Annotated in this window: 26 protein-coding genes; 13 read left to right on the plus strand and 13 right to left on the minus strand. The window is 35.9% G+C overall.

The window, feature by feature from the left end:
* The first annotated feature begins 177 nt into the window (after positions 1-177).
* Together ACFO3O_RS12805 and ACFO3O_RS12810 are read left to right on the plus strand one after the other, a co-directional pair.
* On the plus strand, positions 178-945 hold the full coding sequence (locus ACFO3O_RS12805) for a DUF4145 domain-containing protein (RefSeq protein WP_379979396.1): 768 nt from the start codon (positions 178-180) through the stop codon (positions 943-945).
* Between the two features lie 157 nt (positions 946-1102).
* The gene (locus ACFO3O_RS12810) at positions 1103-1264 is read left to right on the plus strand and encodes a hypothetical protein (RefSeq protein WP_379979398.1); all 162 of its coding nucleotides are present in this window, start codon (positions 1103-1105) and stop codon (positions 1262-1264) included.
* 183 nt (positions 1265-1447) lie between these two features.
* Here ACFO3O_RS12810 and ACFO3O_RS12815 read toward each other — a convergent pair whose 3' ends face one another.
* Positions 1448-1924, minus strand: coding sequence for a C40 family peptidase (locus ACFO3O_RS12815; RefSeq protein ID WP_379979400.1), 477 nt, complete (start codon positions 1922-1924; stop codon positions 1448-1450).
* 973 nt (positions 1925-2897) lie between these two features.
* Here ACFO3O_RS12815 and ACFO3O_RS12820 point away from each other — a divergent pair.
* On the plus strand, positions 2898-4244 hold the full coding sequence (locus ACFO3O_RS12820; RefSeq protein ID WP_379979402.1) for a microtubule-binding protein: 1347 nt from the start codon (positions 2898-2900) through the stop codon (positions 4242-4244).
* 146 nt (positions 4245-4390) lie between these two features.
* Here the strand turns inward: ACFO3O_RS12820 and ACFO3O_RS12825 are convergent, their stop codons facing one another.
* A complete protein-coding gene (locus tag ACFO3O_RS12825) occupies positions 4391-4549 on the minus strand; it encodes a hypothetical protein (RefSeq protein ID WP_379979404.1) in 159 nt (52 codons plus the stop codon).
* Positions 4550-4563: 14 nt separating this feature from the next.
* Between ACFO3O_RS12825 and ACFO3O_RS12830 the strand changes: the two genes are divergently transcribed.
* The 5 genes from ACFO3O_RS12830 (at position 4564) to ACFO3O_RS12850 (ending at position 10776) form a co-directional block, all read left to right on the plus strand.
* Positions 4564-4950: a hypothetical protein gene (locus ACFO3O_RS12830; RefSeq protein WP_379979406.1), complete on the plus strand. Its 387-nt coding sequence runs from the start codon at positions 4564-4566 to the stop codon at positions 4948-4950.
* A gap of 83 nt (positions 4951-5033) precedes the next feature.
* A complete protein-coding gene (locus ACFO3O_RS12835; RefSeq protein ID WP_379979408.1) occupies positions 5034-5579 on the plus strand; it encodes a PH domain-containing protein in 546 nt (181 codons plus the stop codon).
* A 41-nt stretch (positions 5580-5620) separates the two neighbouring features.
* A complete protein-coding gene (locus ACFO3O_RS12840; protein ID WP_379979410.1) occupies positions 5621-6673 on the plus strand; it encodes a hypothetical protein in 1053 nt (350 codons plus the stop codon).
* 3 nt (positions 6674-6676) lie between these two features.
* Entirely contained in the window at positions 6677-8638 is a 1962-nt protein-coding gene (locus ACFO3O_RS12845) for an AAA family ATPase (RefSeq protein WP_379979412.1), read from the plus strand.
* An 899-nt stretch (positions 8639-9537) separates the two neighbouring features.
* Positions 9538-10776, plus strand: a complete 1239-nt coding sequence (locus ACFO3O_RS12850; RefSeq protein WP_379979414.1) for a DUF6638 family protein — start codon at positions 9538-9540, stop codon at positions 10774-10776.
* A gap of 212 nt (positions 10777-10988) precedes the next feature.
* On the opposite strand, the gene lpxB is transcribed toward ACFO3O_RS12850, so the two are convergent.
* From lpxB to surE, 3 genes are all read right to left on the minus strand, one after another.
* Positions 10989-12104, minus strand: coding sequence for a lipid-A-disaccharide synthase (gene lpxB, locus ACFO3O_RS12855; protein ID WP_379979416.1), 1116 nt, complete (start codon positions 12102-12104; stop codon positions 10989-10991).
* Between the two features lies 1 nt (position 12105).
* A complete protein-coding gene (locus ACFO3O_RS12860; RefSeq protein ID WP_379979418.1) occupies positions 12106-12384 on the minus strand; it encodes a hypothetical protein in 279 nt (92 codons plus the stop codon).
* Between the two features lie 110 nt (positions 12385-12494).
* On the minus strand, positions 12495-13271 hold the full coding sequence (gene surE, locus ACFO3O_RS12865; RefSeq protein WP_379979420.1) for a 5'/3'-nucleotidase SurE: 777 nt from the start codon (positions 13269-13271) through the stop codon (positions 12495-12497).
* A gap of 164 nt (positions 13272-13435) precedes the next feature.
* Between surE and ACFO3O_RS12870 the strand changes: the two genes are divergently transcribed.
* Positions 13436-15574, plus strand: a complete 2139-nt coding sequence (locus tag ACFO3O_RS12870) for a carboxy terminal-processing peptidase (RefSeq protein ID WP_379979422.1) — start codon at positions 13436-13438, stop codon at positions 15572-15574.
* Positions 15575-15577: 3 nt separating this feature from the next.
* The gene (locus tag ACFO3O_RS12875; protein ID WP_379979424.1) at positions 15578-16678 is read left to right on the plus strand and encodes an ABC transporter permease; all 1101 of its coding nucleotides are present in this window, start codon (positions 15578-15580) and stop codon (positions 16676-16678) included.
* 96 nt (positions 16679-16774) lie between these two features.
* Here ACFO3O_RS12875 and ACFO3O_RS12880 read toward each other — a convergent pair whose 3' ends face one another.
* The 8 genes from ACFO3O_RS12880 to ACFO3O_RS12915 all read right to left on the minus strand — a co-directional run bounded on the left by ACFO3O_RS12880 (position 16775) and on the right by ACFO3O_RS12915 (position 23340).
* Positions 16775-16981: a hypothetical protein gene (locus tag ACFO3O_RS12880; protein ID WP_379979426.1), complete on the minus strand. Its 207-nt coding sequence runs from the start codon at positions 16979-16981 to the stop codon at positions 16775-16777.
* A gap of 92 nt (positions 16982-17073) precedes the next feature.
* A complete protein-coding gene (locus ACFO3O_RS12885) occupies positions 17074-17247 on the minus strand; it encodes a hypothetical protein (RefSeq protein WP_379979428.1) in 174 nt (57 codons plus the stop codon).
* A gap of 67 nt (positions 17248-17314) precedes the next feature.
* The gene (locus tag ACFO3O_RS12890) at positions 17315-17509 is read right to left on the minus strand and encodes a hypothetical protein (RefSeq protein WP_379979430.1); all 195 of its coding nucleotides are present in this window, start codon (positions 17507-17509) and stop codon (positions 17315-17317) included.
* Positions 17510-17825: 316 nt separating this feature from the next.
* Positions 17826-18041: a hypothetical protein gene (locus ACFO3O_RS12895; RefSeq protein WP_379979432.1), complete on the minus strand. Its 216-nt coding sequence runs from the start codon at positions 18039-18041 to the stop codon at positions 17826-17828.
* 164 nt (positions 18042-18205) lie between these two features.
* Positions 18206-18373 (minus strand): hypothetical protein, encoded by a 168-nt coding sequence (locus ACFO3O_RS12900; protein WP_379979434.1) that lies wholly within the window; start codon positions 18371-18373, stop codon positions 18206-18208.
* A 115-nt stretch (positions 18374-18488) separates the two neighbouring features.
* A complete protein-coding gene (locus tag ACFO3O_RS12905; RefSeq protein WP_379979436.1) occupies positions 18489-20111 on the minus strand; it encodes a vitamin K epoxide reductase family protein in 1623 nt (540 codons plus the stop codon).
* A 47-nt stretch (positions 20112-20158) separates the two neighbouring features.
* A complete protein-coding gene (locus ACFO3O_RS12910) occupies positions 20159-22876 on the minus strand; it encodes a CHAT domain-containing protein (RefSeq protein ID WP_379979438.1) in 2718 nt (905 codons plus the stop codon).
* Positions 22877-22926: 50 nt separating this feature from the next.
* Positions 22927-23340 (minus strand): hypothetical protein, encoded by a 414-nt coding sequence (locus tag ACFO3O_RS12915; RefSeq protein WP_379979440.1) that lies wholly within the window; start codon positions 23338-23340, stop codon positions 22927-22929.
* A gap of 116 nt (positions 23341-23456) precedes the next feature.
* Here ACFO3O_RS12915 and ACFO3O_RS12920 point away from each other — a divergent pair, with 116 nt between their 5' ends.
* The 3 genes from ACFO3O_RS12920 to ACFO3O_RS12930 are packed head-to-tail and all read left to right on the plus strand — an operon-like array spanning position 23457 to position 25657.
* On the plus strand, positions 23457-24020 hold the full coding sequence (locus ACFO3O_RS12920; protein ID WP_379979442.1) for an RNA polymerase sigma factor: 564 nt from the start codon (positions 23457-23459) through the stop codon (positions 24018-24020).
* A complete protein-coding gene (locus tag ACFO3O_RS12925) occupies positions 24017-24817 on the plus strand; it encodes a tetratricopeptide repeat protein (protein WP_379979444.1) in 801 nt (266 codons plus the stop codon). Before ACFO3O_RS12920 ends, ACFO3O_RS12925 begins: the two co-directional genes overlap by 4 nt.
* A 30-nt stretch (positions 24818-24847) precedes the next feature.
* A complete protein-coding gene (locus tag ACFO3O_RS12930) occupies positions 24848-25657 on the plus strand; it encodes a DNA/RNA non-specific endonuclease (protein ID WP_379979446.1) in 810 nt (269 codons plus the stop codon).
* The last annotated feature ends 627 nt before the right edge of the window (positions 25658-26284 follow it).

The following is a 26284-nucleotide window of genomic DNA, read 5'->3' on the forward strand; positions in this document are numbered from 1 at the left end:
TCATATATGAAATCAGAGCAAAGTTTAGTGTCAAACCTAAAAGTCATTTCCTTTTTTGCAAAGGCGCTAGATTTTTATAAATTAAACAAGAAATAAAAATACGCAGATAAATCGATTGGTTTAGGCATACTTGCCTTGCTTCAATTCATATATTTGGGGTTGTACCCAATTTGAGAAATGAACAGAGAACTTTGGAAAAATAGAACATTTACAAACGAAAATCCTATCAATTATCCTTGTCCAAAGTGTAGTGTTGGATTTTTAACACCAAAGAAACAGATTCTAACTGAAATCACACCTACTGGAACCGAAATGGAATATCATGGCTATCCAAACGGAATTGAACATATTTTTAGCGGAACATTAATTTGTAAGAATAAAGATTGTAAAGAATTAGTTTCAATAAGTGGTCAATGTTTGAGAGATATTCAAACTGGAAAAGAATTACAAAGTGGAGAAATGGCTGAGCACAGATTTTCAACCTACTATCTGAAATTCTTTTATCCAAATCTTAAAATAATAGCTTTACCAAAAGAAGTATCCGAAAATGTTGCTGAACAAATAAACCTTTCTTTCTCACATTATTTTAATGATTTATCATCTTGTGCAAATAGAATAAGAAATGGAATTGAACTTATTTTAGACGATTTAAATGCACCTAAATGGAGAAAAACAAATGATGGCAATAAACAGGTTTTCAAAACGCTTCATAGTAGAATTGAACATTATGGAAAACGGAATAAAAAAATTTCCGACCATCTTTTAGCTTTAAAAATAATCGGAAATGAAGGAAGTCACGTTGGACTTGTTGAAAGTGATGACATTTTAGATGCTTACGAAATTTTAGAAGAGCTAATCGAATTTACCTATGTTAAGAAAAAAGAAAGAATTGCCCAATTAGTGAAAGAGATTGTTAGCCGAAGAAAACCAAGGTCGAAAGAATAAAAACTGGGTACAAGACCGTGTATAACTAATTGCTTATTCTGCGTATACTCGGAAAATCCACTAGAATTTTCTATCTGTGATTTGTTTGCTAAATTAGTTGCTTAAACAAGCAACGAGCCATAAACAAAATACGTATAACAAACCTAAAATCGACACAGTGGAAAACAAAAAGGAAGAGAGCCAAAAAGAAAAAGACAAGTCAAAACTTTTAGATATACATGGATTCGAAATTGTAAAGTCACCCTTTTTAGGAAATAGAAAAGTTGTCAAACACAATGCCGAAGATAGAGACCGACTTCATGGCGGACTTTTAGATTAATGGTAATAAAAAGCGTTAACGTTATTTTGTTTTAACTCATTTTCTATTGTATTAAAAGATAAGCCTAAGAAGAACTGAGGTAAAAACAACTGATTGCAGCTATTTTTTCCGTTTAGTTGACTTCTGTAATGATGATTGTATGGGATGGCATTTTTCACAATTAAAAATACCTGTTTTAGCACCTTAAATCACCCTCCGTGCCTCCACAAATGCTCGTTTCCAATACGTTTCTTCCAAAGAAGAGGTCAGTACGCCTTTGGAGGTAGTCGCATGGATGAAGTAAATCTCACCGCCTTTTACCATCGTGACTAAGCCCACATGATTGATCTGTCGGCTGTTTTTATTGGTTTTAAAAAACACCAAATCCCCCGCTTGTGTGCTGCTTTTGGAGATCGGTTTTCCTTTTTTTGCCATATCTCTAGAGATGCGCGGCAATACAATATTTTCTTTCTGAAACGCCACATATACCAATCCAGAGCAATCCATCCCTTTGGACGTCGTACCGCCAAATTTGTATTTCGTCCCACTAAAGGCTTGTGCCTGCGCAACAATACGTTCGGTTTTGTTGGGAGTATCTAGATTGTAGGATTTCGCTTTTTTGGCACCCCCACAGGAGGTCAATACAATAACAGTAAGAAGGAAGAGTAGGCATTTTTTCATATAAAAAGTGCGATTATAGATTCGGGTGAAACAAATATGAGGAAAAAATAACAGTTTTGAAAACGGATAATCGTTACCGCTAATTAGAGATTTATAATGGCTGATAGTTAGTTAGAGTGATACATATTATGTTGAATTTTATTGGAATTGACTTAACGGTTTCTCCCATGAAACAAAATTGGGCACATTTTGCTGTCTAAAATTCAAAATTTAGTATAAAAATCATTCTAAACTTTATTAAATAATAAGCAGTTATAAAGCTAGGTTTATTAATATGACTGGGGTTATCTGACGTGTAGCATTTTATGCTTTTGAGACTAATCAAAAATCTTTTAAAAATGGGATCTTTTATTTAGATTAAACCCTCATTTTTAATATTAAGGTAGTGGGGTGTAATCTAGAAATATCAAAAAATATAAAGTTTTACAATAAAGAAATGCAAAAATGGGAAAGAAGAATATTTAAAACTTCTCTTATATTATTTTTAAGCATAATTGTAATCACTATTGTAGGCTTATCTTTGAACGATTGGTCTTTAAATTTAATCTCAAATGAATTACAGGATACTTATAAATATTTTCTTGTATGCCCAATGGTTATATATTTAAGGTTTAGTATGATTCAATATGCATCTTTTAAGAAACAAATGAACATATACCGTTTAGAATCTGTCAAGTATAAATTTCTTAAAGAAATGACTTAAGATTAAATAATAGAGAGTAAATACTATTTTTTTTGAAAGCGAATTTTTATTAAATACTCTAATTTTCAAATTAATACAGTGTATTCCGTTTTGAACTTCCAACATGCTACTACTGCCCACTGCTACCATGTCTGTGTAACAATTTACAGGCATTTGAGACTCATCTACTAAACTTTTGAAAAGGAATTCTCAAATTCGGATTTTTTTACCGAAATTGAACCTTCAATTTTAGCACATTAATTCGTTCAACACTTAAAACTAGCCATACCTATGTCTGATGATTTTGACTTATTAGAAACCAATGACGCGTCTCAACAAAAAAGCGAAAAAGTAGATGTCAACTGGGGCAAAGCGGTAGACACCATGAAGTCGAAGCTTGCCCAGGAAGATGATCCCGAAATGCGCCAAAAAATCCTAAACGCTACCCTAGATGATGTGGTGGGTATGGCAGAAAAAGACAGAACATCACTACTAGACGCTATCAAAGACCTGACTGATTACCAAGATGAGGTGGGGATTATCTTTGAAAAATTCTCTACCCTGAATGCCAATGAGCAAAAGGTGATAGACGATGCACAAAAAGCGCTAGAGCGCGCCAAAATCGAATTGGAAGATGCGCAAAACGTCAAAGACAACTGGTGGAATAATCTTTGGGGGCGTAAAGCCAAAATCCAAAAGAAAATAGACGAGCTTGCCGCAAGACAAAAAACACGTGAAGGGGCTGATATGAAAGCCAAGCAAATGTTCCAAGAACGTATTGAGTCTGCAGATATCCAAACGCTTCTCAACGAACTCTCGTATAAATCACAAGCTGCGGTGACCCGTCTTAAAAATCGTGAAGTTGAAATCAAAGAAGTAGAAGACAAACTCCAAGTCGCGATTGTAGAGGCGAGTAAAAACCATAACAAAGCGCTTGAAAAGAAAAAGGAGACCGAAGATAAACTGGAAGAGCAATATGCGCTGTTAAAACAAGCACGTCAAGCCCTAGAGGAAGTGACTGACAAGCAATCGACAGATTACTCAGAGGCCATTGCTAAGATTACCAAGCTAGAGCAGAAAGTAGAAGAGCTGGAAGGGCTTAAAAATGCCTATACCACGCTGGCAGCGAGTAAAGACAGCTTTGTGCATAAACACAATTTAACCATCAAAGTATTGACTTCGTTACGTAGCAACTTACAAACACACAGGGCGAAGTTAAAGAGTGATACTGATGAGCGTTTAAAATACTATGACGGCTATGTCGTGGCCTTAAAAGCCCGTACCGATCAGGAATTTGCGGCGATTTTAGAGCATTTAGGTGTCAAAACCGATGAACATATCGGTCAGACGCTTGCTTCTATGCATACCGCAAGTGCCAAAGCACGTCAGGAAATGATGGATAATATTCCAGTACATGAAAAAGTAATGCAAGGCGTATACAGCAGTTATGCGGAGTCACTTCAGGAAATTCGGGAGAAAGATGCCAATATCCAGAAAGATTTTGCTAATCGCTATGGAATTGATATGAAAGAAATCTTTGAGGAGTTTTATGCGACAGACGGCAATGCCCCGGCACCGGATGACAGTCCAGCTCCAGCAAAGAAAGACGCTCCCGCTGAGGATGATCTTTTAGGATAAAATGATGAACGATTGGAGATTGTTGATTTAAAAAAAGACAAAAGAATATAGAGTATAGAAAATAGACTTGAAATCTTAATTATCTCGACCCTTCGTCTGGTGTCACACTGAGCTTGTCAAAGTGTATCGAAATTACCGACTTGAAATCATAACACCTCATACCAAAACCTCCCCTCTACCAAGAGGGGATTGAGGGGTGTGTTTTTAGATGATGACTCATTTATGTTAGCATATACACGCTCCTGTCTGCCGACAGGCAGGTTCGCGAAAGCGGCTACTAATAAACTAAAAATGTATAATACCATAAGACCTGGCAAGAATGGCTAATAGTTCTTTTGAAAAAAACATATATGTCATTCTAGGAATTGGAGTAATTATATTTATTCTTTTCTCTTATCAACAAAGAAAAGAAAGTAGTCTAGAGAAACATCAAAAGCATACGGTTGGGCAGATTTTAAAATTACAACCTAAGTATAAAACTGGATATACTATTAAATTTAAATACCTTGTTGAAGGAATATGGATTGAAGGGTCTGATCCTAAAAATGCTAGTTGGCCAGAGTATAGTAGGAAAGGTAGAATAATAGAAGGAGATTATCATAAAGTCGTTTATGATGCAACAGATATTGAAAACTCAAAAATTATTATTGATAGAAAGCCTCTTTCAGAAAAAGAAGTAAATCAACTTATTGAACGAAACAATTAAATGCCCATTGACGAAATCATCACCACCTCCTGATAGATATCACTATGAATACATAACAAATACATAACAACAATTTTAAATACATGAGAAGAAACCTACAATCAGAATTAAGACAACATATTGACATTAATGAAACCTTACTTTGGACGGGACAACCTAAAAAAGGAATCTTGTTTAGAAGTTCAGATATTGTCTTAATTCCTTTCAGTTTTTTATGGTGTGGATTTGCAATATTCTGGGTGGTTATGGCTTCTCAAGCTGGATTATTTGCGTTGTTTGGAATTCCCTTTGTCATAGTAGGACTTGTATTTGCCTTTGGGAGGTTTATTATTGATGCAAAACAACGAGCGCATACATTTTATGGAATAACAGAAGACAGAATTATTATAAAGTCTGGGGTGTTTTCTAAAAGCATTAAATCACTCCAAATTAAAACATTATCAGATATTGAATATAATGAAAAGAATGATGGATCTGGGACTATTTCTATAGGTCCTAAAAACCCAATGATGATTTGGGGTAATGGAATGAATTGGTGGCCAGGAATGAAAGCCAATACACAACTCGATTCAATCCCAGAAGTACGAAAAGTATATAATCAAATCATAGAAATACAGAAACAGAAATAAATCTAAATCTAAATAAAAAACAATAACACGCCTCGTCATACATGCCCATTAACGAAATCATCACACCCCTAGACAGCGCTGCCTTAGAAACCAAGGAGCAGTATGAGGTGTATTTTAAAATTGTAACACATGCGTTTTCTGAGCTAGTCAAAGCGCTCAAAGAGGAGCAAATTTGTAGCCCGTCTGAGACAACCTACATCAAACAGTATTGTGATTTATTGGTCTATACCTTGGAGGCTTTTCGCGTCAAATACCTTTTTGATGATGAAGAAAAAATGAAAGTCGACTTAACCGAATCTGGACTGCCTAACTATTCGGAGTTCCGATATCTGGTGAATGATATGGAGCTCAAAAATGAGTACATGCAAAAGCTTCCGGCGGTTGATACTTTAAAAAAAGAGTTTCTAGAAACCCTTTTAAAACACAAAGAACCGATCTCAGATAAGAAGTTACATCAAGCAGCATCGGTGGTGTATTATACCTCGGTAGAGAGTCAATTTTTGTTCAAGCGATTTGTGCAAGGAAAGGTCATTAAAACCGCACCTTCGGCAGATACGGAGTATATGATCAGTTGGGCATTTTATGATGTTGGGCACAACAGACCGTTTATTTGCTTTATGTATTTTGACCTCTACAAAGTGAAAATGGAGGACTACATCGAAGACATTTACAAAGTCCTTGAAGCCACCGCAGATCGCAGTATTACGTTGGACAGCATGGCGTATGCGATTGATAAAAAACTAGTCAATGTATTACCTAAAAGAATAAAAAAAATAGATCTAGGTCCTATCCACAGCGTATTTGCCAAAGATGAGTTGGAAGTTACCCACGCTATCTTACAATCTATTGTGGATAAAAACCTAGACCTTTCGGCCTACGCGGTATCAGTCACGATCAATGAGACCGCCTCAAAAAATAGCATTACCGAAGGGAGCATTTTTAGTAAACAACACTTACAAGTTTGGCAAAACAAAAGACCTGAAAAATACCTTTTTACATCACACCGAGTGATGCAATTACTCTACGATAAGATCCCTGATAAAGTCTACGGACTCTCGAGAGACCCTATCGAAATTGCAACACTTAAACTATAATCTATGGAGCACAATACTACATTTCCTATAAAATTAACGGAACTCGCTACCTTGCGCGATGAAGCCACTTCGTATCTAAAAGGCGTGCAATGGGAGCAAGGAAGCAAAGCACAACGTCGCGATAAAAACCAGAAGGATGAATCCATTTTGTTGTACTTGTCCAAAGCAAATGGAACTGGCGGAACCGATGTGACATCGGTTTCTAAAACCATTTTGGGGTTAAAAAAACGACTCCTCCCGGATTCTGTGGCGATTCCGTTGCATTTGAATCATGCGCTATATGCGTTACAAGAAGGGATTACAACGGGAATTTGGTTGAAGGATAGCTATTCGGACGCCTCAGGATTGTCTACGCTCAACGAACGTAAATCGACTTTAGATAACAACGGAAGACGTGAGTACGAATCTAAAATGCATACCGCGACTGCGTATATGTTATTTGGTACCGCCTACCGAATCTTATTTGACATCAAAGAAGCCGCCTCAGATGATCTGAGTGTGATGAAAAACAAATTCGCAGGCATTCCAGAAGTCTCGTTTATGAGTCCGCTGAAAGGAATTTCATGCTTGCTTTTTTACTATGACAAATACCTAAGCCATCCCGATATTATCAAATCTGATGAAGACGTTTTGGATTTTACGGTCGTCTTTTTTGAAGCCATTATTAGTGAGATTCAGCAACGCCTAGGATCCTTAGAATATACCGATACGATTACCGATAGAACCTACAAACTAGAAAAAAGTGAGTTTGCCGTTTCTGGTTGGGAGAATGTCTTTGAAGGGACTGCCGTCAGTGTGGAGTTTAACAAAATTCAGTTTGAAGAAATTGTTGGAAACCGAGATGCCAAGCATTTTGCCCGCCGACTTACAGAACGGATGCTGAGCTATGATTTTGAAGCTAAGAAAAATCCGTTTCAAGAATTAGGTGGATTTATGCCCGTATTTATGGGGTACGGAATCCCAGGGACCGGAAAATCGATGTTAATTGCGGCCATAGCCACACGTTTAAAAGAGCATTGTGATCATTTGGACATTCAGTTTTTATTTCATCCCATGCCAGACACGCTAATTTCTACCTTTCAAGGAGGATCGGCTGAAAAAATGGTCCAATGGATGAAACCGATGCAAGACCCTTCCAAATTAATCTTTGCGCCTATTGATGATGCCGAAAATAATTTACAAGAACGAACAACGCAAGGCGTTTCGGCGGGAGTGAAGGAGGTGATTGGCGTATTTCTAAGATACACCGAAGGTGCCTATGCGATTAATTACGGAAACAGTTCGATTGGGTTGTTTACCAATCTTCCGGAGATGCTCGATAAAGCGGTCATCTCACGGGTGCAAGGGCGTTTTAAAATAGACGGGGCGCGTACCCTTCCAGATTTTATCGATCAAGATTATATCTGGTGGAACAAGCTAGAGAAATCGATGCCTGATTTTGTTAACATGACCAATCCTGAGAAATATGACTTTTTAAGCGAACAAGGACTCGCCAAAAATTTAGGTGAAATCCTGAACCAAAGCGAGAAACCAACCGAAGCTAAAGTCCTCGAGATTTATGAGCAGGTAGCGTCCAAACACCAACAAACAGAACATTTATTTTTTGCCGAGTTGTATAAAGAAATTCAGAAAGCATTTCCGTTTTTCTCGTCTAGAGATATTCGTAATATCCAAAGTGCGATTTCGCTGCGTCTCACCGATTTTGATTTGCCAGAACAGTGGTTTGATGATCCAACAGCGTACTTCAAAAAGGATTATGATAGTAAATTGGTGATGCTGCAGGATTTAATGAAACAAAATATGAAAGGCCTCAACTTCTCAGACATTCGTCGTCAGGAAGTGGTACGCTACCTAGACAATGTCGCTACGATCGCCGATACGGATTTTAAACGTAAAGTTGAAGGGCGTGTGCATGATATGAAGGTACAATTAGAAGCAAGGCGTCTTTTTGAGAGTAATGAGTAATGAAGTTCAGTCATCTCGACAATAGGAGGGATCACATAAAGTAGCTCATTTTTAAGGGTCCGCTTTCGCGAAAGCGTATAACAAATGATTGGAGATTTTTGAAGTATTGAGGTAAGGTGATTGAGTGGTTTTAAAACGAGACATAGTGAAGATTTAAAATTGTATCAAAATTACCGATGCTATTGTCAGTCTGAGCCTGTCGAAGACGTTTATTTAAAAGAGAATAGAATATAGATAATAGAGCATAGACCTAAAATAAAGTCAGGTGATTGAGTGATTTTCGCTTTTCGCGAAAATAGTACCGAAATTACCGATACTATTGTCAGTCTGAGCTTGTCGAAGACGTTTATTTAAAAGAGAATAGAATATAGATAATAGAGCATAGACCTAAAATAAAGTCAGGTGATTGAGTGATTTTCGCTTTTCGCGAAAATAGTACCGAAATTACCGATGCTATTGTCAGTCTGAGCCTGTCGAAGACGTTTATTTACGAAGGATAAACACTATAGAGAAGAGAATGTAGACTGAATAAAAATATGTTTCCGCTTTCGCGAAAGCGTATAACAAATGATTGAAGATTAGAAAAAAGAATATAGCGTATAGAAAATAGACTAAAATAGAGTAGTACTCTATTTTGAATGATGAGATATCCACCGGAGTTTATCCTGAGCGATAGTCGAAGGGCGGATATGAAATGAAGGTCTGAGTTTCCCCTCTAGAAAGAGGGGATTAAGGGGTGTGTTAAAATAGAGTGGGCTTTCACGAACTTGCCTGCCGTGAGGTAGGAGCGGAAAGAGCATAAAAAAAGAAGAGTAGAATTAACAAAGATGAGATGTCCACCGGAGTTTATCCTGAGCGATAGTCGAAGGGTGGGCATGAAAAGAATTACAGGCATACGCATGAAAAAACTAAAAGAAGCAGGATTATTTGGAGGCGAGTTAGTGCCTATCTCTGGATCGTTAGCACAGCGCTATAATGACTGTCTTGCCATGATTGGCGTTGCGCCAACTTCTCTAACCAGCTTTGCGATAGATGCCATGGGCTGGAGTCCCGAGATTGCTGCCGAAAAACAAGAAAATTATTACTTAAATATAGGGGAAGCCAATACAAATGCGATTATTATCTCGCCAGAGCAACGCTATAAACCGGTGCATATGCCAAGTCATAGTTTTGATCGCAATTTGATGGAAGCCGTGTTTGAAGCCAATAATCGGGTGATACGGGATATTACCAAAGATTCTGCAATCTGTGTACACATAGACCAAAAGATTGATGCGTTTTATGAGCCGTTTGATTTATTACGATATGATACCATTACGGTGACGTTTCAGTTACTAAATGAGTTAGATGAAAAGCAAGCGGAGCAAAACGAATTGATTAACGAATTTCAAGAAGGGAATAATTTCATTAATCGAGAGCTTCATAAAAAAATGATTGCTAGTGCAAAAACGTATGGGGATTTACGCCATCGCAAACTGAGTATAGATCCATTACCACTTAAAGTGAGTTCATTTTACACCAGAGCTTTTGGAGGCGTGTTTGTATTGAAAGATTTCATTACTGACATCATGATCTTTGAAGACAAAGCCGTTTTTGACAAAGCCATTGCAGATACGGGACATGATGTAGTCTTATTTCACAAAGACCACGATGAGCTTATCGATCAGCTAGCAAAAGATTTTATTATTGATAATGATTTGAAGAAGGCGTCCAAAACAAAACGTTTTGATCGGATTAAAAAACACCGATTTGTCAACCATTCTCCCAAGGTTGCGCACTCTTTTGTAGAGATTTTAGACAGTCATTTTTTGTTCAAAAAATACCTTACGGGACTGGATCTAGAAGTCCAAAAACAACTGAACGGCGTTGAACTTTTTTTTCAAAAAAGTATTATTAATAAAGAGATCAAACAGGAAGATTATATTGATAAGGTGTATTTTAAAGCATTACAGCAACCACATTCTTCGCTAGAGGAGGAGCAAGCCGATTTGATTTGGAAACTTCTTGTTAAAATTCAACCGAATGATCCGTTGCATTTGTATTGGTATGATAAAGCCGCTTTTTATACAGTCTACCAAACATGGCCAGACACCTATCAAGATTGGGTGATTAAAGTGATTTTGGAAGAAAGTTCGTGATTTTATACAAGGCATCTTGCATCTTACAAAAGCTAACATTTCCAAAGTAATTGTACCCTTTAGGAAAGCGAAAGAAAAGATGGATAAAAGAATATAGAATATAGAATATAGAGTATAGAGTATAGACAAAATAGGATACAACTACCTTTGTTGAGATGCTTCTATAGTAACCGTCTATTTTCTATATTCTAAGAGCGTAGCGGTCTATACTCTTAAAGATTACGACCATACTCCACAATTAGCTTTGCGGTTTTGGCACTTGCTCCACGACCTCCTAGTTTTTTTTCTAGGTCATAATAGTCTAGAAATAGTGTCGCCCGATGATAGTCATCTAGAATTTGATTAAGAGACGCTTTTAAGGTTTTGGTGGTGAAGTCGTTTTGGATGAGTTCGGTGACGACCGGTTTGTTCATAATCAAATTCACCAAGGAGATATACTCCAGTTTAATAATCCGTTTGGCAATCTCATACGAGATTCGACTTCCTTTATAACACACGACTTGTGGTACTTTGAATAAAGCCGCTTCAAGTGTCGCCGTGCCAGAAGTGACCAGCGCAGCATTAGCAAAACTCAAGATATCATACGTCTTATTCATAATCAATCGTACCTGAGAGTTTTTAAGAAATGGTGCATAAAAAGAAGGCTCTTGACTCGGCGCTCCTGCGATCACAAACTGATAGTTTGGATAGTCATCTACCACACTTAGCATCACACTCAGCATCGCACTGATTTCTTGCTTACGACTGCCAGGTAATAAAGCGATCATAGGGCGTTCATCCAGATCGTGTTCTTTTGTAAATACATCCGGGTCTGCTTGGGTACGCCCTGAAATTGCATCGATAAGCGGGTGTCCTACAAAATGAACAGGATATTGGTGTTTATCATAAAAATCCTTTACAAAAGGTAGAATCACATACATGTGATCTATGGTCGCTTTTATGGTTTTGATTCGCCCTGCACGAGACGCCCACACTTGCGGACTGATATAATAATGTGTTTTGTACCCTGCTTCTTTTGCCCATTTGGCAATGCGTAAATTAAAGCCCGAATTGTCTATAAAAACAATCACATCTGGATGAAACGAGGCAATGTCTTTTTTACAGGCACTTATAAATCCAAGAATGGTAAAGAGATTTTTTAAGATCTCTATAAAGCCCATAAAGGCGCGTTCTTTATAGTGGGTGACAAGTGTACCGCCCACTTCTTGCATGAGATCACCACCCCAAAAACGAATGTCTGCTTCTGGGTCTTCCTGATATAAGGCCTTCATGAGATTTGATCCGTGCAAATCTCCGCTGGCTTCTCCTACAAGTATGTAATATTTCACTTTAAAAGAATTTACGTGCCATTACGGCCACTGCGATAATCACCGTAATCATAAGCACTCCGCGCGCTCTATAATCTTGTTTTTTCTTAATAAATAAAAAAAAGGCTATGAGGTTTAAAATCGCTCCTAGGGTCACAATTTTACCAAAATACCCTTGCGCCATTGATTTTTGAATGGTCGTCATAAAAGCATCACTAGAAAATGCCATTATGTAGAGGTATACACCCACTACATTTGCAATAAGTCCTGTAAGTATGCCTATGCCAATTTCTTTTCTCATAACTAATGGGTTGCTGTAATCACTGTGTATGACTTTTATGTTGTTACAAAAATAGTGATCCTTTTTGAGGTTTCTTTATACGCTTTCGCGAAAGCGTATACATTCTTTTTTCAGGAAAGATCCCAATTGGTCAATTCCTGAATTGCATGATGCGCTGTCAAGTCAAACTGAACAGGGACGATACTTACAAATCCATGTGAGAGCGCCCACTCATCGGTATCTTCGCCTTTATCTTCATTTACAAATTCTCCCGTCAACCAATAATAATCTCGTCCTTGTGGACTCTTACGTTTGTCAAAATCTTCTACCCACATCGCTTTTGCTTGGCGACATACTTTGGTGCCTTTAATGCCTTCAAGCGGCAGTTTAGGAATATTGACATTGAGTACGACCCCTTTAGGAAGACCGTTTTGTAATACCCTTTCTGTAATAGATTTTACAAAAGGTTTACAGGCCTCAAAATCGGCATGTTCACTATAATCAAGTAATGAGAAACCAATAGCAGGAATTCCTTCTATACCAGCTTCTAGTGCAGCACTCATAGTGCCACTATAAATCACATTAATAGAGGAATTACTTCCATGATTAATTCCACTGACGCAGATATCTGGCTTACGACCTAGTATTTGTTGTGTGGCTAGTTTTACACAATCTGCGGGTGTGCCAGAACAGCTGTATTCTTTGTGTATTGCTTCGGGATCAAAAACAAAAGGGTCACAATACAAGGTGTCATTAATAGTGATGGCATGCCCCATCGCACTCTGAGGTTTATTTGGAGCCACCACCACAATGTCTCCGATGGTTTTCATGACTTCAATCAAGGTGCGAATCCCTTTTGCGGTGATGCCATCATCATTGGTGATGAGGATGAGTGGTTTTTTTGCCATCGATATATAACGTTAGTTTCTATGCGCGAAAATACGTAAATTGCTTGTCTTATGTATCAAACTGTGCTAAGGAAGGTTTAACAAAATATTACAACCGTTTTATATATTATGGCACAATTTTTAATGTACATTGGGAGTTAAAAAAAATGCAAATACATACGTTTATGAAAAGCAATTTAAAATTAATAGCTCTCGCTATCTTATTTTCTGCGGCGAGCTGTAGTTTTACTACAAAAGAGATTGAAGATCCTGATAAAGATAAGTTACTACTAGACCTTATTTCCTATGTAATCGAACGTGGGCATTTTGATCCAAAAACGATGGATGATGCATTTTCTGAGTCTGTTTTTGAAGATTACATAGATGCACTTGATCCTTACCGACGATTTTTTCACAAAAAAGATATCGAAGAGTTTGCGGTGTATAAAGACAAAATAGATGATATGGTCAAAGAAAAAGATCTTTCTTTTTTTGATCTTACTTATACCCGTTATGTCGAGCGTTTCAAAGAAGCCCAAGAGGCACAACGCACTATTCTTGAAAACCCATTTGATTTTTCAAAGAGTGAAATCATCGATACAGAGTATGAAAAACAAGATTACGCTAAGAATAAAAAAGAAATTAAAGACCGTTGGAGATTACAGCTAAAATTGAATGTTTTGAGTACTTTTTATGATATGAAAGATACACAAGAAACATTGCTTGCCGATGGAGAAGAGGTAGATGAGGTACTTACCGATGAGCAAATAGAAGAAAAAGCTAGAGAAGAGATTGCAGAAAACACAAAAAATTTCTTTGACCTTACGGAGGAGTTGGAGCGCAAAGATTACTTTGCTACGTTCTTAAATGCTGTTGTGGAAGAGTTTGATCCCCACACCAATTATTTTGCGCCTGTTGCCAAAGATAGATTTGACCAACGTATGAGTGGTCAGTTTGAAGGGATTGGTGCACGTCTTCAAAAAAGAAATGGTGCTGTGCATGTCACTGATATTATTTCTGGTGGACCTGCTTGGAGACAAGAAGAACTGCAAGCTGGTGATATTATTCTAAAAGTATCACAAGAGGGAGATGAGCAAGCTACAAGCATACAAGGAATGCGTCTTGATGATGCGATTAAACTTATAAAAGGACCTAAAGATACCAAGGTAATTCTTAATGTAAAACGTAAGATAGACGGAAGTATTAAGGATATAGAGATCACTAGAGATGTGGTTTTATTAGAAGAAACCTATGCACGATCTGCGGCTGTTCTTAAAGATGATCATACGTATGGCGTTATAAACCTTCCAAGTTTTTACTTTGATACAGACAATGCTGGAGGCCGAGATGCTGCATCCGATATTAAGCAAGAAATCATTCGTTTAAAAGAACAAGGAATGGAAGGTCTTGTGATAGATTTACGCAATAACGGAGGAGGATCGCTGAAAGCTGTGGTGGACATGGCAGGACTTTTTATCAAAGAAGGCCCTGTAGTTCAAGTAAAATCAAGTGATGATACCCCTGATATTTTGAATGATGAGGATAAAAGCATTTTATGGGATGGTCCTCTCGTTATTCTTGTAAATGAAAATTCGGCATCTGCAAGTGAAATTCTCGCGGCAGCTATGCAAGATTATAAAAGAGCCATTATTATAGGAGGAAAGCAGACTTTTGGAAAAGGGACTGTACAACGTTTCTTCCCACTTAATAGATGGTTACGTTCTAATGATTATGGGGATATAGGATCACTTAAAGTAACGATACAGAAGTTCTACCGTGTTAATGGAGGATCTACACAACTTGAAGGGGTTAAAAGTGACGTTGTTGTTCCAGATTTGTATAGCTATATAGATATTGGAGAACGCGATCAACAAAATCCACTGCCTTGGGATAGAATAAAGGCAGCTAGTTATGATGCTTGGGATGGATACATTGACTATGAAAAAACAATAGAAAATAGTGTGGCTCGTATCTCAAAAAGTGAACAGCTTAAATTGATTAATGATTATGCAAAATGGCTGAAAGAAAGACGTGAGGATACAAAATGGGACTTAACGTATGAAGGATATAAAGCCAAAGTATTGAAGAGTGAGGAAGAAACAAAACGCTTTGATGCCATTGATGATTATACCTCTAACCTTACATACCAATCACTACCTTACGAGTTAAAACTTTTTGAAAACGATACTGTTTTAAAAGATAAAAGAGAGCGTTGGCACAAGAGCCTTGCTAGTGATGTGTATGTAGAAGAAGCACTTAATGTCCTAGAAGATTTAAAAATAAATAATATAAGAAAGAGTAAAATTGCGGGAATAAAGGATTAATTCATGTCGCAAACCACAAATTCACTCACAAGCTTAGCGCTCCAAAAGTTTAAAAAAAACTTTTGGGGCGTTTTGAGTTTGGTGTATATCGTACTTTGTGGAATGATTGCTCTTTTTGCTTATATATTTGCTCCAGATAATAGTCAGAATGCAAATCAGATGCATCTCTCTATCCATTCTAGAGGACCTGGCTTTTCAGTGACCATGTTAACCATTCCTTCCTCTACAGAGGTAGCATCATTTACGATGTCTTCTCTTTTTTTTGGAAAGCAGAATAATGACACAGAAATTCCTATCACTTCGTATACAATTGAAAAAAATGCGATTGTATACACGCCCTATGCTGGGGATGACATTGAGGGGATTGCGAAGCGTTTAGAAATGAAGGAAGGTGTAAATGTGTCCGCTTTCGCGAAAGCGCATATAGCTTCAAGAAAATTTTTACTGGGTACTGATAAATACGGAAGGGACTTGCTAAGCCGAATGTTTGTCGGTGCTCGCATCTCATTTTCTATTGGATTTGTAGCGGTGTTTATTTCGCTCATGATTGGATTGTTTATGGGGTCGTTGGCGGGATATTTTGGAGGGAGAGTAGATGCTGCGATTATGTGGGTAATTAACGTCACTTGGTCGATTCCTACCTTATTACTGGTCATTGCTATTACCTTGGCCTTAGGCAAGGGGTTCTGGCAAGTATTTATAGCCGTAGGGCTTACGATGTGGGTCGAAGTGGCTCGTGTGGTACGAGGGCAGGTAATGGGCGTAAAGCAGATGCAGTATGTTACCGCAGCAAGAGCACTGGGGTACACACATGGACGTATTATTATAAAACATATTTTACCGAATATTATGGCGCCACTTATTGTGATATCTGCAGCAAATTTTGCAGGTGCGATTCTTATTGAAAGTGGATTGAGTTTTTTAGGAATTGGCGCACAGCCTCCTACGCCAAGCTGGGGAGCAATGATCAAAGATCATTATAGCTATATTATACTAGGAAAACCTTATTTGGCGGTGATTCCTGGGCTTGCTATTATGCTACTTGTCATGGCATTTATGTTGGTTGGGAATGCGCTTAGAGACGCGCTGGATGTGAAGCGTTGATGTGTGAATTTTAATAGTATCTATTCTAAAAAAATAAGGCAAAGTTTATTTACTTTAACACCTTGCCTTATCATATTTAAAAGTATTCTTAAAAGATTATGCAGGACCGCCACCAGTAAGACAGGCATGTACATCTTGAGTTCCTAAGCAGCATCCATTACTAAGAGGGAAGCCACCACAACCTCTACATTCTCTTGGTGTGTAGATAGGACATCTAGAGGAATTTAGACCTCCTTTAATTTCTTTTTGTTCTTTGTTGTTCAGCTTCTGAACTCCTTGTAATTTTGAAATGTTTTTTAACATAATAGTAGTATTTGTAGATTAATGGTTTGGTGAATTGATTAGAGATACTCACCATATATCTATCCTAACAATTTGCGTCGTTTATATAAATATTAACACGCGGTTTGCTGGCAATTGTCAAAACAATCTCCTAGTTCTATTCTGTCTCTAGAAACTAGCATACAATGATCATAACAGGCAATACAGGCGTTGCCCCCCGTAATGACTTGTTGATCTTTACTTCCTAAGATTCTTACTTCTTTTATTTTGGATAGATTTTTTAGCATATTAATGGGTTTTGATGTCTGTATACATTTCTTAAAGTATACGCATATATTTATATTTTTTTATACATTAATCAACACACATTCCATCCATACAGCATCCTCTTCCATCGGGACTATTTGGATTGTCATAACATGGACACCCTTCGCTTTCTGGGGTACAAAGGAAGATGTTACATCCTATCATCCCTCCATTGATTGATTTTTGTTCAGCGTTGTTTAATAGCTTACCTAATTTTTCTAAATTTTTCATGGTTAAATACATTTTGAATTTTAATGATCACCTTGATCTATTAAAGACACTCAAGGCTTGTGTCTATCCTTGCAAGAATATTTTTAAATCTGATTTTGTAGTAATTTGATAGTCAGATTGTTGTTTTATTTGGGTTGTTTCCTAAAAATAAATAAATATTGTATTTAAATTGTTGATAATCTGAATTTTAACATCATTAAACTATGAGTTTTAACATTTTCTCCTGTTTTTACAGTGCAATATGTTGTTTTTAATTAAAAACAGAAAAGCGAACTACAGATGTGTAGTTCGCTTTTTACAATAGAAATCAGAAACAATTACATAATGACTAAGCTATAAGGCATTCTCTAGCATATAAGTCTGAATCATTATGAGCTCCTGCACAGTCTGTATTTGTAGTTTCGACACATTTGCCACACTGGCCAGTCATTTCACTACAACATTGCCATCCTTTTTTAGCTGACATGGGTAGTCTTCCACCAACAATATTTTTTTGTTCTACCTTGTTTAAGGTTTTTCCTAAGTTTGAAATATTTTTTAACATGATTCTATTTTATTAAATTAAGTTTACAATGAGTATTTAATGACATTCACGACTTATGTCTTTCTTTAGAAGAATATTTCTAAAATAGCTTTGTAGTCATACAATCTATTAGAAATATAATATTCCAAGGTGTAACCTCGGAATATTATATCTAAACTTAAGTATTAATCACACTGATCATGATTTGTATAACATTGGTTGTTGACACATTTTCCACAAATACCGCACTCCCAATCTTGGCTACAATTTCCAGCCCATAATTTTCCTCCGTTTATTGTTTTTTGTTCTGCCTTTTCTAAGGTCTTTCCTAAGTTTAAAATGTTTTTTAACATGATTTATTATTTTTAAAATTACAGTTGCTGTGAACATTTAGAGACACTCACAGATTGTGTCTATTCTTCGCGAGAGAATATTGTTCATACCAATAGCCCTTTTTGAGGGCTATTTTTATATAGCTTTTTGAAGTTGAGACGAAAAAGGAATCATAGTTTCTTTCAAGGTATGTTCGTACAATTCTTCTATAAAATATTTTAAATCTTCACGTGCATATTCCGAAGGGAATGAGTGCCCATTAATTAGAATTTCTGGTGTGAAGTTGATTCCATTTTCTTTAGTCCAGTGTTGTTGGTTTATTAATGTTTGTTCATATAATGCATCTTCAGTACAATTCCCCCAGTTGTTTAACCAATTGTTAGGAAGCATACCGTTGTAAATATCATGCATAGAGCGTAAGCATTGATCTGGTCCTTCTTTATGAAAGATTTCAGTGAGTCGACTTGTTATTTTATAAACGTCAGATTCTTTATTAATTACATTTACGCTAATACGTATTGTAATGGCTACTAGGTTTCCATAATGTTTTATAATGTCTTCTACTAATGCATGGACAGATGTACAATGTTTACAGAACGGACTTGTAAAAATAACGATGGATACAGGCGCATGTATGTTTCCAAATATAATTTCTGAGGCTTCATTAATATGCGTCTCTTTTTTTGGTGTTTGGGTAAGTAACGTTTCAAAAAGGACAAAATTTCTTTTGAATTTTGTAAAGTCAATAGTTGCTTTTTTTAGTTTTTTTGATGCAAGGAATATAGGTTCGATATATAACCAAGCGACTACGGTGAGTGTATATACAATTCCTATTACCAGTAGTGCATTTATTTGTATACGATCGTTAATTTGAAAAACACCTATTCCGGTGTGTACGACTAATATTCCTGCGATAACAATGCATAATGGGCACCACGCTTTCGCGAAAGCGTACTGATAATACACCGAATAGAGCGTAATAGGAGTCGCTATAAAACTAAGTATGTATAAAGGGGTGATGGCATACTGTAGCATAGATAAGATGACGACAGAACAGGAAAGTCCTGTGAAATATAGTAGGCTTAGATCACTTAGTTTTACTCCAAATAGAGAAGCGCCCTTAGATGATAAAACGGTGTTGCAATTTTTAGTTGTATTTGCATTTGAACAGAATGCATTTCCTATACTGGTTGCTATGCCTGACTGTTGTTTTATGATCACAACACTGACAAATACTCCTAAAAAAGCGATGATGCCATAGCCTATTGTAGCGATAGTAAGTTGTGTTTGGTAGAGCAGGCCTAAAAGCAAAAACCCTAAACCTACAGATAGGCCTGTTCTCAAATATGTCGCTTTTTTGTTTTTTACAGATGGGCGGTCTGTTTCTTTTTTTTCTACAGCGACGATAATACCTGTGAAGTAGTGTAAGAACGCTTCCTTAGAATATTCTTTCTTGTCTTTAGCATCATAATAGGTAATTAATGAATTTCCTTTCTTTACAACAATACCAAAGAGTTGATCTTCTTCCATTTTCATACACGTAAGAAACACCTTAGGAAGTTGATCTAATACCTCTTCTGTTGCAGGTACAACCATAGCAAGATGATCAATGTTGAAATGCGTTAGAACTCCAGTAATGGCATGAAGACTTGGATACGAAGGATGACTTTGAATTTGAAATGTAAGTTCTTCCTGATCAAAAGCAATTTTATTTAATTTTAGTAATTGCTCAACTTGGTAAATAACTGAATTGTTCAAGGGCTTATTTTTGTGTTCCCTTTGTTGTTCCAGTAATGTGAGTTTTGTTACCCTACAATTTTATTTTTTATTTTTTTAAAATATAAAAGTGTCATAAAGACGAATATGACGATACATAAAACACCAAAAATAAGAGATGTGTTGTTCGTGTATAAAGAGTTTTCTGCTTCTCCTATCAAGATAAAAGGAGCCCAATAATAAGGAGATTGTTGTGATAGATTACTTGAAGAGATATACGCTAATTTTGCTTTATGTAAGGCATCTGATTTTGAATTTCCTTCTTTTAAATGTGCGTAAAAAGAAGTCATAATTTCTGAAGTAGCCTTGTCATTAGTTTCCCATAAGCTAGATACAACGGTATTTGCTCCTGCATAAAAGAAGCCTCTAGCCAAACTCATGACACCTTCTCCAGGGGCTATATCACCTAGAGTTGTGTTACAGGCACTGAGAGTGACTAACTCCGCTTGATTTTTATAAATATAAAGTTCTGATGCGATTAAATCCTCATCTTTAAATGCAATCCAAGGATTAGAAGTACCATCTGCATGGGTCGCAAGATGGATAATCTTAGCGTCTTTAGATTGACTTAAAAAAGCTTCTTTAGTAGCTTCTTTATTAATAAATTTATCTCCTTGAATCATTGTGTGAATCGCTTTTAACTCTTGCTCACTCTTGTTGAGGTTTTTTAGACTGTCTCTTTCAAATGTGATAGGAGCAAACCCAACAAAGGGTTTATTCGAATTCCTTGTTATGGATGCATTATGGAGTAAAAAAGACATAGAATAGGCATAACTTATTCTATAATCTTCTATAAGGTATCTAGAGGTCTCTTTTGAAGAAATAAGCGCTTCAAACGGAATGTTTTGTAGCTTTCCATCGGGTACGATCATGAGATTAGAATGACGTGCGATTGTCGTTGTAATATCTTTTGGTAAAAGATGTGCATAAAGAGTATGGGCAACTTTCTGAAAAGAATCTTTGTCATTATTATTTTCGAACGGTTTAGAAATACTCGTTTGAAATTCTTTAATGAGTATATCTATTTCTTCTGTATTGTCAATAGGATGAATAGCAATCTCTTTTTTTGAAACAAGGACCACATAGTGATTTTCTTTTTTATCATCTGTATTCCAAATATAAGAGATTACAATACTCTTATCATCTATATATTTTTGAACTTCTGAAGTAGATATAATTTGCGTTTTAGTTTTTGTAGAAAAATATTCTGGATACGCTATTTTAATAGAATCTGTAAATTTTTCTAAGATTTGCGCTGTCTTAAAGAGACTATCTTTACTTATTACATCAGTGTTTTTTTCTAGCGTAACTATTCTTTCTTTTAATATCTGTTCTCTTGTACTAATAGCATCAGGAAGTAGCGATTTTGTGTTATTATCAAGAATGCTCTCTGTGAGTAAAAACGCTTTATTCTTTTCTGTAAAATAAAATGCTAGCTCTATTTTATTAAGAATGGCACATGCTTTTACAGCTCTTAAATAAATATAGGACGCTTGATTTCTCCAAAATAATTTAGAAAGATTTTGATTAGATCTTTGTTGGATCGCGCTTATTAGATGATCTGCAACCTGTAGGTTTTGTAGGGCAAGTTCCACGTATGATATATCTTGATCTACGTCATACAACTCTAATAAAATAGTTGCTTTCTCACTAATGATATTTAAAATAACATGTTGATTCTGTAAGCCTTCTAAATCTGATAGATTTGGAATAGCATACGGATCTATTTCAAAGCCAGTAATTTTTTGAAAAGCAATTGTATTATTTAAAAGTGCTTTTTTATATTCTTTATTGTGTGAATAATAGTCAGAAAAATTAAGATATATATCTGAAATATTTTCTCTATTGTATTCAGTCTGAAATTGTAGTCCTGTATTTAGGTAATGAAAGATACTGTCTTTATAAAATTTATTTGTACGCTTTTGTTGTTTAAGAAAAAGATTGCCAATATTTAAATGTAGCGTTGTGACTTTGGAAGAATCTTGATTTTCTTTAGATATTTCTAATGATTTAATATAGTATGATTTTGCATTTTCAAAATCATAATTTTCATTAGTGTTGTAATAACTTGCCACTGTATTGTAGAGTATAAGGTGGTCAGAGGAGTTAAGGTATAAAGAGTCTTTTAACTCAAGTGCTTTATTAATGTAATAGAGTTCTTTGCTGTAATTTTCTTTACTGCGATCTTTTGTAGTAGCTATATCCTCATAAACTTGCGAGATATTAACATATGTGTGATATAATTCTAGGAGATTCTCTTGTTTTTCAAAAACAGTAATTCCCTGATTAAAAAAGATAAGTGATTTGTAGTAGTCATTTTGTTTATTATAGATAAGACCGATATCACAATAGGATCGTCCTACTTTTTCTGGGTTATTATTTAAAGTAATAACTTTGTTATAATTAGGAATGGCATCTTCATATTCAAAATTTAACCTTTGGAAAAAGGCTAGGTTAAATAGTGCATTGCTATAGGCTTCGTTGATAAGATTGTTCTTTTTATAATAAGAAGCATCCTTAGCAGCATATAGTATGGCTTTGTCATAATCTCCTTCTATAAAGTATTGAATAGAAAAATCATGAGTAATTAAAATGGCTTCTTCTATGGCATTTTCTTTTTCTGTTAGAGAAAGAAGACTATCTACCTTATGTTCTATATGTGTAAGTGATTGTGTGTTCTCTTTTTTTAGGGTAGTATAGGAATCAAAAAAACTCTGCCCATTCATCACACTTGATATAAGCATCATGAATAAACAGAGTATATGAAATGACAATTTGAAATTCAAATTATTTAGTATTAAGGTACAGGGTTACAATGATCTACATTGATATGTACCTTGCTTACGCCACTGTTACTTTCTAGATGACCTTTAGGATCTCTAGGACCTCCGCACGTGTTGCAGGGTTGAATACTTGCATACCAAATTTCAACTTCATGATTGGTGTTGGGACAATACTCAAAAGAAGATAGATTAATAAAACCATCATTTGTATAGGTAGCTCTAATCGCATTTACCTCTGCATGGGTTAGATTTGGTACATACGTAACCTGAATAGGTGTTAATGTTTGTTGAGAGATTGGATTAGAAGCTCTTTGCTCAACTTGCTCAAAGGTAGTTTGTTCGATAATTTCTTCGTTTTCTACACTGCATCCTATTGTTAAAATAAGGATAAAAAGGGTAGTTAGGGGCTTAAAAAATGTACTTTTCATAAAAAAGGGTTTAGGGTTAAAAATTACTATTAATTATTCTCTAGTTACAGAACCCTTTTGTTTGTTACCCTGTAAATATAAAAGTTTATTTTTGTTTCTCTAATTAATCTTTACAAATGCCTAATAATACAAGTTATCTTAAAGCTTTACTAGAAAATGACTCTAAAATAATAGGCATCATCTACACCAAAATCTTTCCTAAAGTAAAAAAATTTGTTATCCAGAATAAAGGGCAAGAGGCAGATGCTGAAGATATTTTTCAAAAAGCATTATTACAAATTACAGTTCGTTACCGTAGAGAACCTTTTGAAATCAAAAGTAGTTTTGAAGCTTATGTGTTTACAGCATGTAAAAATTTATGGCGTAGAGAATTAAATAGATCCAAAACGAGGGTAACAGATGATGGGATCATGGAACTTCCAAGTGAAGAACGAGATATGGCACTCGCAGCTTTTGAACAAGAACGTTGGGAATTGTTCGCAGAAAAGCTAGAAGCCATATCAGATAACTGTAAAAAAATACTCAAACTGTTTTTTGCGAAGGTTTCGTATGCACGCATTGTGAAAGAAATGGGTTATACCTCAGAAACTGTAGCAAGACAACGTGTGTTTAAATGCAAAGCCAAATTGACTCAAACCATTATAAATGACCAACGTTATAATTCCTTGAAAGAATTATGAATCCAGAAGAAGAAAATATCTACATAGAATCCTATTTGTTAGGAAATCTATCAAAAGAAGAAGTAGCCATCGTGGAAAAACGGATGTCTGAAGATGTACGCTTTCGCGAAAGCGTACTCTTGCAAAAAGAACTTTATGCATCTCTTGATGAAAGTGATTGGAGTTTTGCAAAAAACGTAACTCCTGAAAAAATTCAGGAATATGAAACCTTGTTTAAGAGCAAGGAAACAGCGCAACTCAAAGAAGCGATTCTTAAAGCACAATCTGATTATAAAAAGAATACATCTAAGAATGGACGCTCTTTGTTTTATTACTTGAGTGCTGCAGTTGTTATTGTTATGATTACTATAAGTGTATTATTATCGAAAGATCAAACTTCTCAAGATTTATATGTTACGTATTACACGACATCAGATATCCCCTCTTTAGTATCTCGCGGGGGAGAAGATGATAGCGAACTCATTAATGCAGAACGTTATTTTGAAAATGCAGAATATACAAAAGCGCTTGAAATTCTTATACCCAAAGTAGCTACCGTTACTAAAAATAAAGCTAGTGTATTACTTTATAAAGGGATTTCAGAAATGGAGTTGGGGCAGTTTGAAAAAGCACATACTAGTTTTGATCAATTGATTCATAGCGACTTACTGGACGCTCCTATGGGATTATGGTATAAGGCCTTACTGTATTTGAAAATGGATGCTCCAGAAAAAGCAAAAACAATACTTCAACAAATTAGCTCATCTTCATCAAATTATAAATACACCGAAGCAAAAGAACTTCTAGAGAAATTGTGATTGTTCATCGTGTAGACGATCTTTGCCTGAATGAAAAGAAAATATACCTATCCGCTTCTTGTGATCCTTTTTACGTTAGGCTATTTAGCCTTTGAAAAATATGCGCATCAAAAACTAGATGAACCTATTATAGAGGCTGGTGCACAAGTAAAAGAAGATACAAATACTTATTTTTTACCTACTTCTACAACAGGGCAAGTCATCCATCATCAGTATTACTCCTTAAGTTATAGTGAGACCCATGAACAAGCCGAATGGGTAGGCTATGAGCTTAAGAAATCGCAAGTAGTTAATAACGATTTTAAGCGCCCTTATTTTGAAGTAGACCCCGCTGTAGAAACTAAATCGGCACATTGGCGCAATTATAAAAATTCGGGCTATGATCGAGGTCATTTATGCCCCGCTGCCGATCGCGAGTTTAGTAAAAAGGCATACAACGAAACATTTCTCACGAGTAATATTACGCCTCAAGAACACAATTTTAACGCGGGTGTTTGGAATCGATTAGAACAAAAAGTGCGGTATTGGGCAAAAAAGTATGATGGTGTTTTTGTGGTGACTGGTGGCGTTCTAAAAGATAAAAATACTACTATAGGAACCGAACAGGTTACAGTCCCCAATTCGTTTTATAAAATTGTATATGATCGCTCTTCTGGCACACCCCGAATGATTGCCTTCCTGATGGATCACCAAGAATCTGATGCGCCATTATACAGTTTTGTGACTTCTGTAGATCAGGTAGAACAACTCACGGGAATCGATTTCTTTCCAAGCCTAGAAGATGCCTTAGAGCAACAATTGGAAGCTTCTTCAGATTATAAAGGATGGAGTTTTAGATGATTCTTGTACGCTCCTGACTGGCCAGCAAGGCAGGAGCGTATAATGACGCTTAAAATTGTTTTTTTAATTTTTAAATGGTGTTTCTCAAAAATAACAGGAGGTCTATTATCCATATTATAACAGCGTAGCGATCTATTTTCTTTTATAGATGGCTGAGCGATATTGAGTGTCGAAAATACATAGCGACTGAGAGGCACAAAATTGTATCGAAGTCACCATTCATTCACTCGATTTCCATCTAATTTAATAAGAGTAAAAGAAATTATATATGCATGGAAAGTTCGCTATAATTTGTGTTAGAAATCTACAAATTTTAGTGAACAACCACCCCGTTTTTTTTGATTAGTTATGAGTAGTCTATTATCTATATTCTAAGAGCGAAACGATCTATTTTCTTTTATAGATGGCTCAGTGATATTGAGTATCGAAAATACATAGCGACTGAGAGGCACAAAATTGTATCGAAGTCACCATTCATTCACTCGATTTCCATCTAATTTAATAAGAGTAAAAGAAATTATATATGCACGGAAAGTTCGCTATAATTTGTGTTATAAATCTACAAATTTTAGTGAACAACCACCCCGTTTTTTTGATTAGCTATGAGTAGTCTATTATCTATATTCT

Source organism: Dokdonia ponticola (assembly GCF_042653865.1).
GTDB classification, from domain to species: Bacteria; Bacteroidota; Bacteroidia; order Flavobacteriales; family Flavobacteriaceae; genus Dokdonia; species Dokdonia ponticola.